At 73.6% G+C, this 16,413-nt stretch carries 16 protein-coding genes; 4 read left to right on the plus strand and 12 right to left on the minus strand.

Translation table 11 applies throughout. The features are described 5' to 3' along the window. The gene (locus DPM19_RS13835; protein WP_111867155.1) at window positions 1-240 is read left to right on the plus strand and encodes a helix-turn-helix domain-containing protein; all 240 of its coding nucleotides are present in this window, start codon (window positions 1-3) and stop codon (window positions 238-240) included. 76 nt (window positions 241-316) lie between these two features. Continuing rightward, on the plus strand, window positions 317-577 hold the full coding sequence (locus DPM19_RS34830; RefSeq protein ID WP_146778857.1) for a MerR family transcriptional regulator: 261 nt from the start codon (window positions 317-319) through the stop codon (window positions 575-577). A gap of 395 nt (window positions 578-972) precedes the next feature. Here the strand turns inward: DPM19_RS34830 and DPM19_RS13840 are convergent, their stop codons facing one another. The 4 genes from DPM19_RS13840 to DPM19_RS13855 all read right to left on the minus strand — a co-directional run bounded on the left by DPM19_RS13840 (window position 973) and on the right by DPM19_RS13855 (window position 6,748). Then, a complete protein-coding gene (locus DPM19_RS13840) occupies window positions 973-3,831 on the minus strand; it encodes a helix-turn-helix transcriptional regulator (RefSeq protein ID WP_158566782.1) in 2,859 nt (952 codons plus the stop codon). A 149-nt stretch (window positions 3,832-3,980) separates the two neighbouring features. Then, the gene (locus tag DPM19_RS13845) at window positions 3,981-4,553 is read right to left on the minus strand and encodes an ATP-binding protein (protein ID WP_111867160.1); all 573 of its coding nucleotides are present in this window, start codon (window positions 4,551-4,553) and stop codon (window positions 3,981-3,983) included. Window positions 4,554-5,050: 497 nt separating this feature from the next. Then, a complete protein-coding gene (locus DPM19_RS13850) occupies window positions 5,051-5,824 on the minus strand; it encodes an SGNH/GDSL hydrolase family protein (protein ID WP_111867163.1) in 774 nt (257 codons plus the stop codon). 357 nt (window positions 5,825-6,181) lie between these two features. Then, complete coding sequence (locus DPM19_RS13855) at window positions 6,182-6,748, minus strand: gamma-glutamylcyclotransferase family protein (protein WP_111867525.1); 567 nt, start codon at window positions 6,746-6,748, stop codon at window positions 6,182-6,184. Window positions 6,749-6,787: 39 nt separating this feature from the next. Here DPM19_RS13855 and DPM19_RS35245 point away from each other — a divergent pair, with 39 nt between their 5' ends. Next, window positions 6,788-6,961 (plus strand): hypothetical protein, encoded by a 174-nt coding sequence (locus tag DPM19_RS35245; RefSeq protein WP_158566783.1) that lies wholly within the window; start codon window positions 6,788-6,790, stop codon window positions 6,959-6,961. Here DPM19_RS35245 and DPM19_RS13860 read toward each other — a convergent pair. From DPM19_RS13860 to DPM19_RS13890, 8 genes are all read right to left on the minus strand, one after another. Then, window positions 6,937-7,455, minus strand: coding sequence for a TrmH family RNA methyltransferase (locus DPM19_RS13860; protein ID WP_111867166.1), 519 nt, complete (start codon window positions 7,453-7,455; stop codon window positions 6,937-6,939). The genes DPM19_RS35245 and DPM19_RS13860 overlap by 25 nt on opposite strands. Window positions 7,456-7,965: 510 nt before the next feature. Beyond that, window positions 7,966-9,417, minus strand: coding sequence for a sensor histidine kinase (locus tag DPM19_RS13865; RefSeq protein ID WP_233510128.1), 1,452 nt, complete (start codon window positions 9,415-9,417; stop codon window positions 7,966-7,968). Window positions 9,418-10,003: 586 nt separating this feature from the next. Further along, window positions 10,004-10,726 (minus strand): response regulator transcription factor, encoded by a 723-nt coding sequence (locus DPM19_RS13870; RefSeq protein WP_111867531.1) that lies wholly within the window; start codon window positions 10,724-10,726, stop codon window positions 10,004-10,006. A gap of 75 nt (window positions 10,727-10,801) precedes the next feature. Further along, window positions 10,802-11,530, minus strand: a complete 729-nt coding sequence (locus DPM19_RS34835; protein ID WP_146778858.1) for a hypothetical protein — start codon at window positions 11,528-11,530, stop codon at window positions 10,802-10,804. A gap of 6 nt (window positions 11,531-11,536) precedes the next feature. Continuing rightward, window positions 11,537-12,097 carry a hypothetical protein gene (locus DPM19_RS13875; protein ID WP_111867169.1) on the minus strand — a complete coding sequence of 187 codons (561 nt, stop codon included), beginning with the start codon at window positions 12,095-12,097 and terminating at the stop codon, window positions 11,537-11,539. Window positions 12,098-12,125: 28 nt separating this feature from the next. Then, window positions 12,126-13,367, minus strand: coding sequence for an ABC transporter permease (locus tag DPM19_RS13880; protein WP_111867172.1), 1,242 nt, complete (start codon window positions 13,365-13,367; stop codon window positions 12,126-12,128). After that, window positions 13,364-14,098 carry an ABC transporter ATP-binding protein gene (locus DPM19_RS13885; protein WP_111867174.1) on the minus strand — a complete coding sequence of 245 codons (735 nt, stop codon included), beginning with the start codon at window positions 14,096-14,098 and terminating at the stop codon, window positions 13,364-13,366. Before DPM19_RS13885 ends, DPM19_RS13880 begins: the two co-directional genes overlap by 4 nt. Continuing rightward, on the minus strand, window positions 14,095-15,267 hold the full coding sequence (locus DPM19_RS13890; protein WP_233510129.1) for an efflux RND transporter periplasmic adaptor subunit: 1,173 nt from the start codon (window positions 15,265-15,267) through the stop codon (window positions 14,095-14,097). The genes DPM19_RS13885 and DPM19_RS13890 overlap by 4 nt, the downstream gene beginning before the upstream one ends. Window positions 15,268-15,469: 202 nt before the next feature. On the opposite strand from DPM19_RS13890, the gene DPM19_RS13895 reads away from it, so the two are divergent. Next, on the plus strand, window positions 15,470-16,393 hold the full coding sequence (locus DPM19_RS13895) for an efflux RND transporter periplasmic adaptor subunit (RefSeq protein ID WP_158566784.1): 924 nt from the start codon (window positions 15,470-15,472) through the stop codon (window positions 16,391-16,393). Window positions 16,394-16,413: the final 20 nt, after the last annotated feature.

Here is a 16,413-nt window from a genome sequence, read left to right on the forward strand (position 1 = left end):
ATGCCTCCCACACCCACGGCGACCCCCGACGGAACACGCATCCGGGAACTACGCGAAGGCATGGGCCTGAGCACCGCCGACCTAGCCCGCAAGCTCCGCCGTCACGTGACCACGATCCAGAACGCCGAACGCGGTAGGCCGGTCTCGCTGACCATCATCGGCCAACTGTCACGGGCTTTGGGGGCACGACCCGACGAACTCATCGCCAACCCGCCCGCACGGAAACAGGCTGACCCCTGAAGGCAAGGCTCCCCCGAGGGTGCGGTAGGGAGATCAACATAGACAGAAAGGCACAAAAGATGCTCATTGAGGAGCCGTGGGTTCCGCCGTTGCGGTTGGTGGTGCCGGTGCGGGCCGAGGAGGGCAACTGCCGTTCGTCCGGACCCTCGGCGGCCACCGCCGCTACCCCCGCAAGGAGGTGGAACTTCTTCTGGGGCCCGCGCGGGCCTGCGCTCCCTCGCCGCCGCCCTGCGGCACCGAATCAGCCGGTGTCGGTTCGGTCACCCTCCGGGCGGTCCCCGAAAACGTGGCCGTGGCCCGCCGCCTCACCGTCGCCCTGATCGAGGACCTCGCCTAGGCATCCGGCTGGTGGACGGACGACGAGGGCCGCCTGCACACCTGGTTCGAACTCGACTGATCCCGGCCGTGCCATCGAGCCAGATGATCTAGGAACCCCGAGTGCACACGCAACACGCGGGTCGCTCCCAAGGACAACCGATCCCGCTACAGGACAATTCGCCCGCAGGGGGAGGCGACGTCCCCTCACGGCCCGTTACTCTCCAGCTCAAGAACCGCAGCACCGGCCCACCCGGGGCAGCACCGGCCATCCGGGCCGGTGAGGATCGCAACGTATTGGGCAAGCCAGCGCCGCATGCGGGGCTGGCTTGCCCGGGGCACGTTCTCGGGGTCGTTGGTCGTGCTTCCCGGAGTGGGTGGATGTTCCCGGTCCTGGGTGGCGGTGCCGGGTTCGGGTCAGTGGGTGTCTGTCGTGTGGTGTTCGGTGGCGAGGCGGGCGAGTTCGACGCGGGAGGCGATGCCGAGTTTGCGGAAGACCTGGCGTAGGTGGAACTTGACGGTGTGGGCGGAGACGAACATCTGGTCGGCGATCTGGGGGTTGGTCAGCCCCTGGGCGACGAGTGCGGTGACCTTGAGCTCGGTGTCGGTGAGGCTGTCCCAGCCGGTGTCGGGGCGTTCGGTGCTGGTCGAGTGCGGGTGGCGGACGCCCAGGTCGCGGAGTCGGGCGCGGGCGCGGGTCGCGTCCCGGAGTGCTCCGGTCTGCCGGTAGCCGTCCAGGGCCTGTTCCAGGGCGCTGATCGCGGCGGTGCGGTCGGTGTCCTGGCGTGCCAGCAGGGAGCCCAGGTCCTCGGCGGCGGAGGCGCGGCTCCATGCGCTCAGGTGGTTGGTGGCGGCGCAGGCCAGGGCCTCGCTGTCGCCGTGCAGGATGCCGTGGGCGTGGGTCGCGGCGGCGGCCAGCGAGCGGAACTCCGGGTTGGTGGCGGCCAGTTCCCCGGCGGTGGTGGTGATGGCTTCGGCGGCGGAGCGGTGGCCGGTGGCGAGTGCGGTGCGGGTCAGCCAGGGCGCGGCGTTGGGTTCGGTGATGAGCAGCCAGCGGCGCCGTACCGGGTCGGTGTAGAAGACGTGGGTGGACTCCAGCGCCTTGCCGAGGTCGCCGTGGGCTTCGGCGACCGTCGCCATGGCCCAGGTGCTCCACAGGCTCCCGTACATCATGCCCTGCGTCTCCCGGTACAGGGAATCGTGCCGTTCGGCCTGCCGGGCGGCGGTGTCCAGGTCGCCGCGGCGCATGGCGACGATGGCGAGCACGGTGATTCCCAGCAGGGTGTAGGTGTGCATGCCGAGCTCGTCGGCCATGGCCAGTCCGGCCTGGGCCTCGGCGGCGGCGTCGTCGAGGCGGCTGGCGGCGAGCCGCAGCCGGGCGCGGAACAGGGCGGGGCTGGGGGCGTGCACGGTGTGGCCCAGCGCGGTGATCTCGTCCTCGGTGGCCCGCAGGACGGTTTCGGCCTCGTCGAGTTGCCGGAGGTTGGTGAGCAGGGCGCCCAGGTGCAGCGCCGGGTGTGCGTGCTGGGCCCGGATCGGCCCGGACGCCGCGGCGCGTACCGCCATGCGGTTGTGGGCGATCGCTTCGGCGGCCTTCCCCTCCGTCCATCTGATGTGGGCGAGTAGCAGGTAGGCCCCGGTCAGGGCGGCCTGGCTGTGATCTTGGGGGGCGGCTACGACGGCCTCGGCCCGGGCTTGCCCGCGGGTGTGGTCGAAGGCGAAGAACACTGACCGGAACAGTACGTACTGGGCTAGGTCGCGTATTTCGTCGGAGATGTTTTTCTCGGCGAGGGCTTGTTCGGCTTCGGTGATGGCGTCGGCGGGTCGGCCGGCCAGCATGAGGGCGTAGGCCAGTTCGTAGCGCAGCCGGGCGGCCTGCTCGGGGCGCAGGGTCTGGGCGAGCGCGGTGCGGGCGAGTTCGGCCGCCTCGGCCAGCCGCCCGCCGGCGGTCAGGGCGTACACGGCCGTCACCGACCGGTCGAAGCGTTCGAGGTCGGTGGGGGCGGTGAGTTCCACCGCTCGTGCGGCCAGGTCGGCGGCGGTCTGCGGCGAGGTCGGCAGGACTTCCTGCACCGCCTGGTCCAGGGCGGCCAGGGCGGCGGTGTCCCCGGGGCGGACGTAGCGCATCAGGTGGCCGGCGGCGGGGATGGCCGAACCGCCCCGGGCGAGCAGCATCTCGCCGGCCCGCCGGTGCAGAGCCATGCGCGTCGGCTGGGAGAGGGCCCCGGCGACCGTTCGCCACATCAGGTGGTGCCGGAAGGTGAGCAGGTCTCCATTGGGTACCACGACCCCCGTCGCCTGCGCGTTCTCCAGTTCGGGCAGCAGGGCGCTGGCGGGTTCGCTGAGCATGTCGGCCAGGTCGTCCACGGGGAAGGAGCGGCCGAGGATGGCGGCGACCTCCAGGACGTGCCGGGTGCGCGGGGACAGTTTGTCCAGCCGCCTGCGGACGACCGTCTGCACCCGCTGCGGGACCTGGTGGGAGGTCAACCGGGCCCGGCCGTCCGCTATCTCGACCGCGCCTTCGTCCAGCAACCCCTCGAACAGTTCCACGAGTATGTACGGGGCTCCGCCGGCCTCGTCGGCCAGGGTGAGCAGATCCGGTCCGGGCTCGGCGCCGAGGACATCGGTGGCGATTTCGGCTCGCGCCGCGGCGTCCAGCGGTTGCAGCGCGATCCGGGTGGCGCCCTCGGCCTCCAGGAAGTCGAACAGCCGCTCCGCGTCGCCCGGGTCGTCGCCGGTGGTGCGCGACAAGGTCCATACCAGCGGGTAGGAGGCCAGTTCGGGGACCAGCGACCGCAACGCCAGCAACGCGGTGGGGTCGGCCCAGTGCAGGTCGTCCAGCACGACCAGCATCGGGCCGCGCGCGACCCGCTCCTCCAGCCGCGACCGCAACCGCTCCATCAGCCACAGGCGCACGTCGGCGATGTCCGGATAGGGTGCGACCTGCGCTGTTTGCGGGGTTTGGGGTGGCTCTCCCACTGCCGTCATCAGCGGTTCCATCGGCCGTAGCCGGCTGGACTCGTCGGCCGCGCCCTGGAGGAGCATGAAACCGTGCTCGGCGGCGGAGTCCACCGCCTCGGCCAGCAGGCGGCTCTTCCCCACCCCTGACCGTCCCTCGACCAGCAGCACCCCGCCCCGGTCGCCCTCGACGGCGGCGTGCAACAGATCGGCGATGGTGCGCGACTCGCGATCCCGGCCACGCCAGCCGGGCCGTGACGGCCGCCCGGGGCCGGTGCCCGAGGCGACCGGCGGACCCGCCGCGGTCTGGTGGAACACCGGGTCACCCCTGCTGCGATCGGTCTCCTTCGCAGTCCGGCCGGGCCCCGGCCGGTCGGTTTCCTGGTCGTTGGTGATCGGCCGACCGGTCCTCGGCCATACGTAGCCCACTACCGCACCCGCTTTCGCGTCCTGCGTTCCCGGCTCGTTCAGGTCGTGGCGGCACACGTCCGGCGTCCCGCTTCGGGCAGCCCGGCGACGGGCAACAGGAGCACGAACCGCGCGCCGCCCATGGCCGACTCAGCCACCCGCAGCATGCCGGAGTGCGCCCGGGCGATGTCCCGGACGGCTGCCAGGCCGTCCACGTCTTCGGGCCCGCCGGTGTTCGTTCCACCCGGTCGGGCGGAACGCCGGAAGGTTCGCCCCCGGTCGGTCCCGACCATCCCGTCCCCGTCGTCCTCGACCACCAGTTCGGCGCAGCGCCCGTTCCGGCGCACCTCGATCTGGAACACCTGGTCGGCATGCCGCTGCGCATGGTCCACCAGGTCGGCCAACACCCGGACGAGCTGGGTGGGAGCGGCGTCGACCAGCACCCCCGGCTCCAACCGGAGGCTGATCGGAACGCGGCTCACCCGCCGCACGACCTCGGCGCGGACCATCGTCGCCAGGTCCACCTGCCACGGCCCCCGGCGGGCACCGGCGGTGATCCGGCTCGTCCGCACGGTGCCGCCGGCACCCGGTGGGGAGGCTGCTTCGTCAGGCGAAGCGATACGGGGCTCCATGGCAGGACCCTCTCTTCCGAGCGGACTCCACCCCGCCGGTCGCGCGGGGATCTGGAGATGACATCTGCAAGCTCACTCGACGATCCCCACCCGCACACCAGCCACCTGGCTAGGTGTGTGCGCATTTGCCGCGCCACGAGAACGGCCGGCGTCTTCCGGACGCGGGCGACCTCCTCGCCGACCGGGACGCGGCGGTGCGCCGCCACCACGTCCACAGCCCCACCGCCGGCACCGGGACCGCCAGCACCGTTCATGCGCCGGACGGACGGCTCCGGCCCGCCGCGGCGGAGCGGGCGGGAAGGAGCGGCCCCCGGCATGGTCGGTGACAGGGCCGATCCACGGCTCGGTGATGAATCTCTGGAAATGGGACGGCCCGGGCGCGGCGGGGTGGCGGCCGCGGCCGGGCCGGGTCTTTGCAGGTGTGGGGCCGGCCGACAGGAGTGGGATCGGCCGGCCCCACGGGCCGGGGAGAAGGGAGTGTCCCCGGGGAGACGGCGTCAGGCGGCCGCCGTCGTGAAGGCCGGAAGGTAGCCGAGGGTGTGGCCCTCGGCGGTGGGGTGGACGTTGGAACCGCTGATCCACTCGTCGCTGGTGCAGATCTCGTGGCCCGCGAAGGCCGGGCGGGCGTCGGCGAACACGAAGCCCGCGGCCTGGGCCCGGCCGGCGATGATGCCGTTGAGCAGGTCCGAGCCCTGGTTGAGCATGGTGCGCTTGGCGGAGCTCAGGCCGCCGATGCAGAGACCGCCGTTCTTGTACAGGTAGGGGTAGCCGACCACGACGACCCTGGCCTGCGGGGCGCGGGTGCGGATCTGGGCGTACAGGGCGTCGAGCTGCCCGGGCAGTTCGTTCTCGGCGACCTCGCGGGAGTCCGCCAGGGCGCGCTCGCACGCGCTGGTGGTGGAGTACTTGCAACTGAGCATGACGGACGCGAATCCGGTGTCGTTGCCGCCGATGCTGATGCTCACCAGCTGGGTGGACGCGCTCAGCGCCGAAAGCTGGTTGCGCTGCACGTCGGGGACCTGCGCGCCACCGCAGGCGACGAATTTGAAGGACGCCGGGGAATTGGCGGCGGCCCATAGTGCCGGATAGGCGTTTCTGCTTCTAGTGCAGGCGGTGTCGGAATAGTTTCCGGCGCCGGTTCCGGAGGCGTAGGAGTCGCCCATGGCGACGTATTCGCCGGTCGCCGCGTGTGAGAGGGGGGCGGCGACGGTCGTGAGCGCGGTGAGGGCGAATGCTCCCAGCGTCGCGGAGACGACACGAGAGAAGCGCATGGGGATCCTCCAACGGGGTGGGCGTGGCGCAAGTATTACCGCCGGGTAGGAGGCTGGTGAAGCGCTATGGGCTGGGAGTGGAACCGCGTTGTCGATTCGCGAACGGTGCGACGGCACAATGCGAAAGATGGCATTGTGCAAAGTAACTATCAATGGCACGGTCCACTGGTCAGGGGAATGGCTGGCCGGTGATCTCGCCCATGGTTCGCCGGTCGTTTTACCGACCGGGGAAGTCGGTGGGTGAGAACGCCGAAACAGCGGGGGCACCCACCCGCACACCGCCTTTCCGGTGCGGCCGACCGTTCACGGGAGCCGGGTCACCCTTCGGCGGGTCCGTCCTCTTATGGGGGACTGGATCTAGTCCGGTGCGGCGGGGCGCTCATCCCGGGCTGGGTAGTCTGTCGCGGCGGGGCGCCCATCCCGGGCTGGGTAGTCTGCCGCGGCGGGGTGCTCGTCCTGGGCTGGGCAGTCTGCCGCGGTGGGCTCCGGGCGGGCGGCGTCCTGCACGGGGTGGGTGGTGGTTTCCGCCGAGCCGCCGAGCCGGTCGACGTAGTCGTCCAGGTGTCGCCGGGCGAAGTCCTGGGGTGACCACTCCTCGTCGAGGTGGTCCGCGTCGGGGTCCCACAGGTACGCCGCCGCGTGCCGGCCGTCGCCGAGACCGATCCGCCGCCGCTCGTATTCGGGGCCCTCGAAGTCGTCCAGCACGCGCTGCTCTCGCACGGTCAGGCCGGTCAGCAGCAGCCCGCGGGCGATCCCAGCCCCGGGGATCAGGCCGGGGTAGACCCGGCCTGGTAGCGCGACGACCCGCAGGCCGGGCGCTTCGGCGGGGGCGCGGTTGGGCACCCGGCCCAGCAGCGCCTGGAGCACTTCGGGGAACCGCAGGGTTCCGTACACGAACAGCGGCTCGGACTCGCGCAGCGGCATGAGGGCACCGTAACCGGTGAACGCCCCCATTTTCGTGACATGCGCGACACCGAACTCCTCGTCGGGGTGGGCGAGGTTCCCCGGGCCGACCTGGCGACCCGGGGTCGCCGGGTGTTCGGCCCGGCCGGTGACGAGGGCGGGATCCACCACGACGAGTGGTTGTACGCCGAACTCGGGCGCCTGCTCGGTCAGGACATCCCGGCGAGTTTGTAGAGGACCAGGGAACCGGCCACGGCGACGTTGAGGCTGGCACCGGTTCCGATCATGGGGATCTCGACGACCTGGTCGAGCAGGTCGAGGGCCTCGGGCGGGATGCCGGTCTGCTCGTGACCCAGCACCATCACCGTCCGGGAACGGGCCATGGGCAGGTCCGCCAGCCGGACGGCGCCCTCCGCCAGTTCGACGCCCAGGATCCGGTCGCCGTCGGCGCGCCGGGCGGCCAGCCAGCCGAGGGGGTCACCGGTCCAGTGCACGCAGGCCGGTCGGCGCAGGGTGTTGCCGCGGGCGAGCGCCTCAGGCACCCAGCTGAAGCGCGGGACCGCGATGCAGGCTCCGACGGCATCGCAGGTGCGCAGCAGCGTTCCGAGGTTGGCGCCGTGCAACGGCCACAGCGGTGCGGCGAGCAGATGGTCCCAGCAACGGTGGCCGCGACGGCGGCGCTCGGCCCGCAGCTCGCGGGGGGAGCGGACGCGAACCGCCCGACTCATGCCTCCGGGGCCCGGTCGCCCCCTGTCATCTCGTGTTTCATGTGAAACGCCCCTTACGGCGGGCGCGGACCATCGACGGCATCGGCCTCCCAGCATACCGAGCGGGGACGTCCGCTCTAAGGCGTGTTTCGAAGTGGGCCGGGTGCCGGTGGTCCTGGTTCGCTCGGGCAGGACCCGGCCGCCCTGGCGGGGCGCGCCTTGCAGGTGACGTGCCGCCGGGGTCGCCCCAGCTCACACCGCTGAGCTGACCAGAGGCCCGCTAGTGCGGTGTCCAGCAACGTTTGCGACCTCACCTTGCGGCTTGCCCGGAACGTGATCGTGGAGGATAGGTGGGGCTGGGCCCACCTATCCTCCACGATCACGTTCCGAGGCAGGGGTGGACCCGGTGAACGTTGCTGGACACCGCACCACCTGGCACAAGTGCCTGCGCCGGTGATCGTTGAGGATGGGTGGGGCTGGGCCCCACCCATCCTCAACGATCATGCGGGCAAGGGGCCGGCGGGGTACCGGCTACCGGGCCGGGCGTCCGCCGCCCGGGGCCGGACGGGCCTGATCGGGGGCGGGGCCGCCGGGGATGCTGAGGTGCGCGGTGGTGCCGCCGTCCGGGGGCCGGGCGAGGCGGATGGTGCCTCCGGTGTCGTGGGCCGCGCGGGCGACGATGGACAGCCCGAGGCCGGAACCGGGCAGGCTGCGCGCGGACGGGGAGCGCCAGAACCGGTCGAACACGTGCGGCAGGTCCTCGTCGGCGATGCCGGGGCCCTGGTCGGTGATGGTGAGTTCCCCGTCGCTGAGGCGGGTGGTGACGGTGCCGCCGGGCGGGCTGAACTTGATCGCGTTGTCCAGCAGGTTGAGCACCGCGCGCTCCAGTGCGGCGGTGTCGCCGTGGACGTACCAGGGCCGCAGTTGCTGCTCGAACCGCAGCCCCGGGCCGCGCAGCCGGGCCCGGGCCAGGGCGGTGCGGGTCACCTCGTGCAGCGCGACGGTGTCACCGGGCGGCGGGTCGCCGGGCGGGGCCAGCTCCAGGAGGTCGTCGACGAGGCTGGTCAGTTCGAGCATCTGCGCCTTGAGGTCGCCGAGCAGTGTTGCGCGGGTGTGCGCGGGCAGAGACCGGCCCTCCTGGTCGGCGCGCAACAGCAGGTCGATGTTGCCGCGCAGGCTGGTGAGCGGCGTGCGCAGTTCGTGGCCGGCGTCGATGATGAGCTGCTGCTGGCGGTCGCGGGCCGCGGCCAGCGCGACCGTCATGGTGTTGAAGGAGCGGCTGAGCCGGGCGATCTCGTCGTCCCCGCTGTCGGGGATGCGGATGCGCAGGTCCTCGGTGCGGGCGATGTGCTCGACGACCCGGGTGAGCCGGTCGATGGGCCGCAGCGCGGCGCGGCCCAGCAGCAGGCCGATCACGGCGGCGCCGGTCACGCACAGGCCCGCCAGCGCCGCCAGCAGCAGGGCCAGGCTGTCCAGGGAGCGGTGGAGCTGGTCGAGGGGGACCGCGATCGAGATGGTGACGGGCTCGGCGGCGCGGCCCGGCGGCGGGTGCAGCGTGCGGGTCAGCACCCGCATGGGGGTGCCGTCAGTGGCGGTCCCGTCGTGCAGCGCCTGCCGGTCCAGGCCGCGGGCGACGCGCACGTCCCGGCCGGTGACCGTCAGCGCGTGGGGGCCGGCGAGCCAGCAGCCGCGGCCGTCGGCGGTCACCGACTGCGTGGTGTAGCGCAGCGGCCGCAGCGGCTGCTGGTCGGGAGCGGACCGGCACTCCTCCCAGGCGGGCGGGAGCCCATCGGCGCGGCGGTTGTCGAGCCTGCCCAGCGGTGCCGTCTGCAACGACCGGTCCACCTGCTGGTACATCTGGGCGCGGGACAGGAACCAGGCGCTGACGGCACACGCCACCACGCCGACCGCCACCGACAGGACGGTGAGCAGCGCCAGCCGGGACCGGAACGTGGCACCCCGCGTCCGGACACGGCCGGTCACGCCCGCTCCCGTTCCCGGAGGGCGTGTCCGGCGCCGTGCGTAGGGCGGCGGCTGGTCACGCGGGTTCCCGTTCCGGGAGGGCGTGTGTGGCGGCGGCTGGTCACGCGGGTTCTCGTTCCGGGAGGGCGTGTGTGGCGGCGGCTGGTCACGCGGGTTCTCGTTCCGGGAGGGCGTGTGTGGCGGCGGCTGGTCACGCGGGTTCTCGTTCCGGGAGGGCGTGTGTGGCGGCGGCTGGTCACGCGGGTTCTCGTTCCGGGAGGGCGTGTGTGGCGGCGGCTGGTCACGCGGGTTCTCGTTCCGGGAGGGCGTGTGTGGCGGCGGCTGGTCACGCGGGTTCTCGTTCCGGGAGGGCGTGTGTGGCGGCGGCTGGTCACGCGGGTTCTCCTGTCGGAAGGGCGTGTCCGGCGCCGTGTGCTCGGAGGTGGCCGGTCACGCGGGTTCTCCTGCCGGGAGGGTGAGTCCGATGCCGTGAGGGTGGCTGGTCACGCGGGTTCTCGTTCCGGGAGGGCGTGTGTGGCGGCGGCTGGTCACGCGGGTTCTCCTGCCGGAAGGGCGTGTCCGGCGCCGTGTGCTCGGAGGTGGCCGGTCACCCGGGCTCCCGTTCCCGTAGGACGTAGCCGACGCCGCGTACGGTGTGGATCAGCCGGGGGTCGCCCGCGGCCTCGGTCTTGCGCCGCAGGTACATCACGTACACGTGCAGCGAGCTGGTCGGGGGCTCGTAGGTGAACCCCCAGACCTCCTGGAGGATCAGCTCGCGGCTCAGTACCTGCCGGGGGTGCCGCAGTAGCAGTTCCAGCAGGGAGAACTCGGTGCGGGTCAGCGCCAGCGGGCTGCCCGCGCGGGTGACCTCCCGGGTGGGGACGTTCATCGTCAGGTCCGCGAACTCCAGCACCTCCTGCGGGGGCCTGGCCGCCGCCATGGCGCGGCGCCGCAGCAGGGCCCGGACGCGGGCCAGTAGTTCGTCCAGGTCGAACGGCTTGGCCAGGTAGTCGTCGGCTCCCGCGTCCAGGCCGGTGACGCGGTCGCCGACCATCCCGCGGGCGGTCAGCATCAGCACCGGGACCGTCGAGCCGGTGGCGCGCAGCCGGCGGCAGGCGGTCAGCCCGTCCATGCCGGGCATCATGACGTCCAGCAGCACCAGGTCGGGCGCCTCCCGGGCCAGCGCGGCGAGCGCCTGCCGGCCGTCGGCCGCCGTGACGACCTGGTAGCCCTCGTACTCCAGGCCGCCGGCCAGCGTGTTGCGCACGGCCGGTTCGTCGTCGACCACCAGGATCCGGGGCGGTGCCGGGCCCGGTGCGGGGGTGCTCATGACCGCCAGGTTAGGTGGCCCCTCGGGCGGCCGATCCGGGACGGGGCCGCCGGTGACCCGCTCCATCAGCGGTGCTCAGCCGGTGGGCCGCGGCGAGCCGCCACCGGCGGGCAGCAGCGGGCGGCACTCGGCCAGCGCCTTGGCGACCTTGGGGTCGGCGGTCCGCAGCCGGTTCGGCGGGGTGCCCGCGGGGACCTCGGCGCCGTTCTTGGCCATGCAGTCGGCGAACGCGCGCAGCGCGCTGCCGTTCCGGTCGCTCGGGCTGCGGGCCTCGGGGCGCAGCGAGGCGCAGGCCTGGACGGCTTTCCGCTGCTCGGCCGACAGCGACGGCCGTCCCCAACCCGCCCCGGGACCGCCGTCCGGCCCGGGGTTCGGGCGTCCGCCGGTTCCGGGACTCGGGCGGCCGTCAGGTCCCGGGTTCGGGCGTCCGTCGGTTCCGGGGCTCGGGTGGCCACTCAGGCGTCCGTCCGGTCCGGGACTCGGGCGGCCATACGGACGGCCGTCGGTTCCAAGGCTTGGGCGGCCGTCAAGTCCAGGGCTCGGGCGTCCATCGGGCCCGGGGCTCGGGCCGCCGCGCCGGGGGAGTTCGACGCCCTGCCGTTTCAAGCAGTCCTGGTAGGCGGTGCGGTCGGCGGCTCGGGGAGCGCCGGGCGGGGTGCCGCCCGCCGTGGCGTTCCCGCCGCCGCAGGCTGCGGAGGCCGCGGCGAGGACCGCGAGCGCCGCCGCGGCCACGCAGCCGCGGAGGCGGTGCGCTCCGGGCGTGCCGCGCCGGATGGAGGTGGTCATCGCGTTCGTCTCTTCCATGGCGGGTCAGCCTCCCGCGCCGTTCCCGCGGCCGGGGGCGGCGGCCGCGGGGCCCGCGGTGATGCTGGTGGCGGTGACCTTTCCGGTGGCTCCGGCGGTGCCGCGCACCACCACCGAAGCGCCCGGCCTGAGGTCGGTGATCTTCCCGGCCGTGCTCACCTGGATGGTGGTGCCGGCCGCGGTCTCGACCGGCACCGTCGTGCCGTCCGGGGTCTGGAGGTAGACGGTGCGGCCGCTGACGAGCCGGACGGTCCCGGTGGTCACCCCGGCGCCGCCGTTCGGGGAGCCGCCGTTCCTGGCGAAGGCGCCGCGGCCGGCCGGGGAACCGCCGCCGTTCCCGGCGAGGGCGCCGCCGGGGCGGGCCGCGCTCCCCTGCTCCTGGGCGCCCCACCGCTGCTGGGCCTGGACGCCGCCGAGGAACCCGACCGCCAGCAGCACGGCCGCGGCCAGGAAGGTGGTCGACACGGCCCGCCGCGGCCGGGGGGACGCGGCGAGCGCGGTCTCGATGTCGCCGGGGAAGGGGGAGCCGTCCAGCGGGCCGGGCGGTGTGTCCTGGGTCTTGCGCACGGCAGGGTCTCCGTTTCGGTCGTGCGGGTCACTCATGGCGCAGCGCCTCGATCGGGCGCAGCGACGCGGCGCGGCCGGCCGGGTAGCTCCCGAAGAAGAGCCCGATCGCGAGGGAGACGCCCAGGGACAGGAAGATGGAGCCGGGCACGATCACCGGCTCCACCCCGGCGATGGTGAACTGGCTGCCGACCACGCCGACGGCGACCCCGAGCAGCCCGCCGACCAGGCTGAGCACGGTCGCCTCGGTGAGGAACTGGCCCATGATGGCCCGCCGGGGCGCGCCGATCGCCTTGCGGATGCCGATCTCGCGGGTGCGCTCGGTGACGGTGACGAGCATGATGTTGGTGATGCCGATCCCGCCGACCAGCAGGCTGATCGCGGCGACCGCGCCGAGCAGCACGGTGAAGGTCCGGCTCGAATCGCTGACGGTCTGCTGGAGGCTCGCCTGGTTCTGCACCGCGTAGTCGGTGCCGGAACCGGTGGTGATCCCGTGCCGCTGGTCCAGGATCGCCGAGATCTCGCTCTGCGCGGTCGCCGTCGAGTTCGCGTCCCTGGCCTGGACCACGATCTGGTCGAGGCCGCCGAAGCCGGTCAGGCTCTGCCGGACCGCCGTCAGCGGGGCGACGGCGAGGTCGTCGGCGTCGGCGAACCCCGCGGACCCCTTCTCCCGCAGCACCCCCACGACGGTGAACGGCACGCCGCCGACCGTCACCTGCCGGCCCAGCGGGTCGGCGGTGCCGAACAGGTTCTCGGCCACGGTGTGCCCGATCAGCATGACCTTGCGGGCCTGGGCGACGTCGGCGGCCGTGAAGTAGGCGCCCGCCGCGACCTGGTTGTTGGTGGTGCCGAAGTAGGCGGGGTCGGAGCCGACGAACTGGCTGATCGTGTGGCTGCCGCCGGCGTAGGTGGCGGCCGCCGAGGGCAGCGTCACGACCGGGGAAGCCGACTTGACCGACGGGGCGGCGGCCGGGTCGGCCAGCGCCGCGGCGTCCTCGACGGTGAGCGGCCTGGCCTGGACCCGGGGACCGGTCTGCGCGGCGGCCCGGGCCCCGCCGCCCGGGCCGCCGCCGCTGGTGGTGGGGCGCACGGTCAGCATGTTCGAGCCGAGCCGGGCCAGGTTCTCCTCGATCTGGATCGAGGAGCCGTTGCCGACCGCCACCAGCAGGATCACCGCCCCCACCCCGATGAGGACGCCCAGCGTCGTCAGCCCGCTGCGCAGCTTGTTGGCGCCCAGCCCGCGCAGCGCGAACCGGACGACGTCGGCGTTCACCGGGCCGCCCCGAAGCGCGGCGGGCCGGCGACGGGGGCGCGCCGGAGGTCCTCGGTGATCTGACCGTCCGCCAGGCGGATCACCCGTTTGGCGCGGCCGGCGACCTCGTCCTCGTGCGTGATGACCACGACGGTGCGTCCCCTGGTGTTGAGCCCGGCGAGGATGCCCAGCACGTCCGCGGTGGAGGTGCTGTCGAGGTTGCCGGTCGGCTCGTCGGCCAGCAGCAGCGACGGGGAGGTGACCAGCGCGCGGGCCACCGCCACCCGCTGCTGCTGGCCGCCGGACAGCTCGTTGGGTTCGTGCCCGGCCCGCTCGGCCAGCCCGACCGCGTCCAGCGCCGCCAGTGCCCGGCGGCGGCGTTCCGCGGCGGGCACGCCCCCGTAGGACAGCGGCAACTCGACGTTGGCCAGCGCGCTCATCCGGGGGATGAGGTTGAAGGACTGGAACACGAAACCGAGCTTGCGGTTGCGGACGATCGCCAGCCGGTGCTCGTCCAGCCCGCCGACGTCGGTGCCGTCCAGCAGGTAGCGGCCCGCGGTGGGCGCGTCCAGGCAGCCGAGGATGTTCATCAGGGTCGACTTGCCGGAACCGGACGCACCCATGATCGCGACATAGTCGCCGCGCTCGACCGTGAGGGAGACGCCGCGCAGCGCGCGCACGGCGGTCTCCCCCTGCCCGTAGACCTTGGTGACGGCGCGCACGTCCAGCACCGGTGTGGCCGGGGCGCTCATCGGCCGCCCCCGCGAACGCCGCCGCCGAGCCCGCCTCCGCCGCCGAAGCCGCCGCCGGGGCCGCCCGGCCTGGCCCGGCCACCTTCCTGGGCGGGCGTCTGGGCGTCGGGGAGCAGGACCCGTGCGCCTTCGGTCAGCCCGGACCGGATCTCGATGCCCCGGTCGCCGCTCAGCCCCGTCTCCACCATGGTGGTGACCCGGCGGTCCCCGGCGGCGACGATGACGGTGCCGCGGCCGCCGGCGGTCCGTACCGCCGTCGCCGGCAGGTACAGCACGTTCTCGGCCTTGCCCGTCACCACCGAGACCTTGGTGGTCTGCCCCAGCCGCACTCCGCCGGGTCGTTCGTCCAGGGACATCCGGACCTCGTACTGCACGACGTTGTTGCTGGTGGTGGGTGTCTGGGCGATCGCGGCGACCTTCCCGGAGGCGGACGTTCCGGGCAGCGCGTCGAAGCCGACCGTGGCCGGTTGCCCGCGTTTGAGCTTGGCGACGTCGGCTTCGGTGAACATCGCGTTCACCTCCAGCCTGGTGGTGTCGGCGATGGAGACGAGTCCCGTGCCGGCGGAGTCGTTCCCCGAGGTGGACTGGCCGCCGGCCTGGTCGCCGGTCTGGCCGCCTGACCCGGTGTTTGAACCGGTGGCGGGGCCGCCGACCGTGCCGTTGACCGCGGTGACGGTCCCGGCGAACGGGGCCGTCAGCGTCGTGCCCGCCAGCTGCCGGGACGCCTGGGCGTGCCGGGACTTGGCCGACAGGTAGGCGGCGTACCCGGCGGCGGTGGAGGTGTCGCCTTCGCCGGCGGCGTCCAGCGCGGCCTTGGCCGCCGTCACCTCGTCCCGGAGCTGGGCGTCGTCGAGGGTGGCCAGGACCTGGCCCTTCCTGACGGTGTCCCCGACCTGGACGTTGATCGTCTCGATGGTGCCGGTGGCGCCGAAGTCGAGGTCGCCGGTCCGGGCGCTGCCCACCGAGCCGGTGGCCGACACCGAGGCGAGCAGGGTGCCCCGGGCCACCGTCACCGTCCGGGGGGCCGTGGCGGAGCCGCCGTCGCCCCGCAGGGACAGGTACCCCAGCGTGCCCGCCGCCACCAGCACCACCGCCAGCGCCCCGTTCACGGTGCGCCGCCCGCCGGGCAGCGACCGGGCCGGGCGGCTTCGAAGGATCCGCGATTTCACCTGGCCGAGGATGCACGGCCGGATGAAACGGGACCTGAGACGAGGTTAAGAAAACGCTGAGAACCGGGCCGGCGGCGACTCTTAGCGAATTCTTAGCCGGGCCGGAGGCTCCCCTAAGGACCGCCCGCCATCCTGCACTGTCATGATTGCGCCCGCGTTGACCAGGCGACTGGCCCGGATTCCCAAGAAGGTGTGGAGCGCCGTGGCTCTCCTGCTCCTGGCGGGGACGCTGCCGCTGTGGACCGGCGGCGAGCCGCCGGCCGGCCCGCGGACCGCACCGGCCCGGCAGGACGCGGCCGTCGCCGCCGCGGCCGGGACGGTGCAGGGTTCCGGTGTCCGCGGGCTGGCCTTCGGCACCTCCGGGACCGTCCGGCAGGTGCGGGTCCGGGCCGGGGACGTGGTCCGGGCCGGTCAGGTCCTGGCCCGGCTCGACGACACCGCCGCGCGGGAGGATCTTGCGGTGGCCAGGGCCGAGTTGGCCGCGGCGATCGAGGCGCGCGACCGGCCCGCGCGTTCCGGTGGTTCCTGCGCGGTCGCGCCCGCCGCGTACCGGGTCCGGTCCTCCCCGACGCCGACGCCGACCCCGGCGCCGTCGGGTTCGCCCGAGCCGTCCGGCACGCCGAGCCGGTCGCCGGCCGCCACGGTGACGCCCGTACCCCGGGAACGGGAGGCGGGCGGCTGCGCGGGTGCCACCGGATCCGGGACCGGGGCGAACGCCGCCGCGCAGGTCGTCCAGGCCGAGGTGGGGGTACGGCGGGCCGAGCGGGCGCTGGCCGGCACCCGGATCGTGGCGCCGGCCTCGGGCACGGTGCTGACCGTCGCCGGCACCGCCGGTACCCGGACCGGGGGGTCGAGCGCCTTCGTCACGCTGGGCGACCTCGACGAGGTCCAGGTCGAGGGGCTGTTCTCCCAGAGCGACGTGGCGGCCCTGGCGGTCGGGCAGGACGCCGAGATCACCCTGACGGTGCGGCCCGGCGAGCGGTTCACCGGCAGCGTGGTGCACATCGCCCCGGACGCCACCCGGGACGGTGACCTCGTCCGCTACGGGGTCCGGATCGCGTTCGACGACCCGCCTGAGGGGCTGCTGCCCGGGATGACCGCCAGCGTCACCATCGCCACCGGCTGAGGGCCGGGAATGGATCTGTG

Origin of the sequence: Actinomadura craniellae (genome assembly GCF_003289645.1) — a bacterium.
GTDB classification, from domain to species: domain Bacteria; phylum Actinomycetota; class Actinomycetes; order Streptosporangiales; family Streptosporangiaceae; genus Actinomadura_D; species Actinomadura_D craniellae.

Bases quoted from the DNA above. Each gene is read 5' to 3' on its own strand.
- DPM19_RS13860 (WP_111867166.1), bottom strand. From the start codon at position 7,455: ATGAGTCGGGCGGTTCGCGTCCGCTCCCCCCGCGAGCTGCGGGCCGAG.
- DPM19_RS13845 (WP_111867160.1), bottom strand. From the start codon at position 4,553: ATGGAGCCCCGTATCGCTTCGCCTGACGAAGCAGCCTCCCCACCGGGT.
- DPM19_RS35245 (WP_158566783.1), top strand. From the start codon at position 6,788: ATGCGCGACACCGAACTCCTCGTCGGGGTGGGCGAGGTTCCCCGGGCC.
- DPM19_RS34835 (WP_146778858.1), bottom strand. From the start codon at position 11,530: ATGGAAGAGACGAACGCGATGACCACCTCCATCCGGCGCGGCACGCCC.
- DPM19_RS13885 (WP_111867174.1), bottom strand. From the start codon at position 14,098: ATGAGCGCCCCGGCCACACCGGTGCTGGACGTGCGCGCCGTCACCAAG.
- DPM19_RS13850 (WP_111867163.1), bottom strand. From the start codon at position 5,824: ATGCGCTTCTCTCGTGTCGTCTCCGCGACGCTGGGAGCATTCGCCCTC.
- DPM19_RS13835 (WP_111867155.1), top strand. From the start codon at position 1: ATGCCTCCCACACCCACGGCGACCCCCGACGGAACACGCATCCGGGAA.
- DPM19_RS13870 (WP_111867531.1), bottom strand. From the start codon at position 10,726: ATGAGCACCCCCGCACCGGGCCCGGCACCGCCCCGGATCCTGGTGGTC.
- DPM19_RS13855 (WP_111867525.1), bottom strand. From the start codon at position 6,748: ATGCCGCTGCGCGAGTCCGAGCCGCTGTTCGTGTACGGAACCCTGCGG.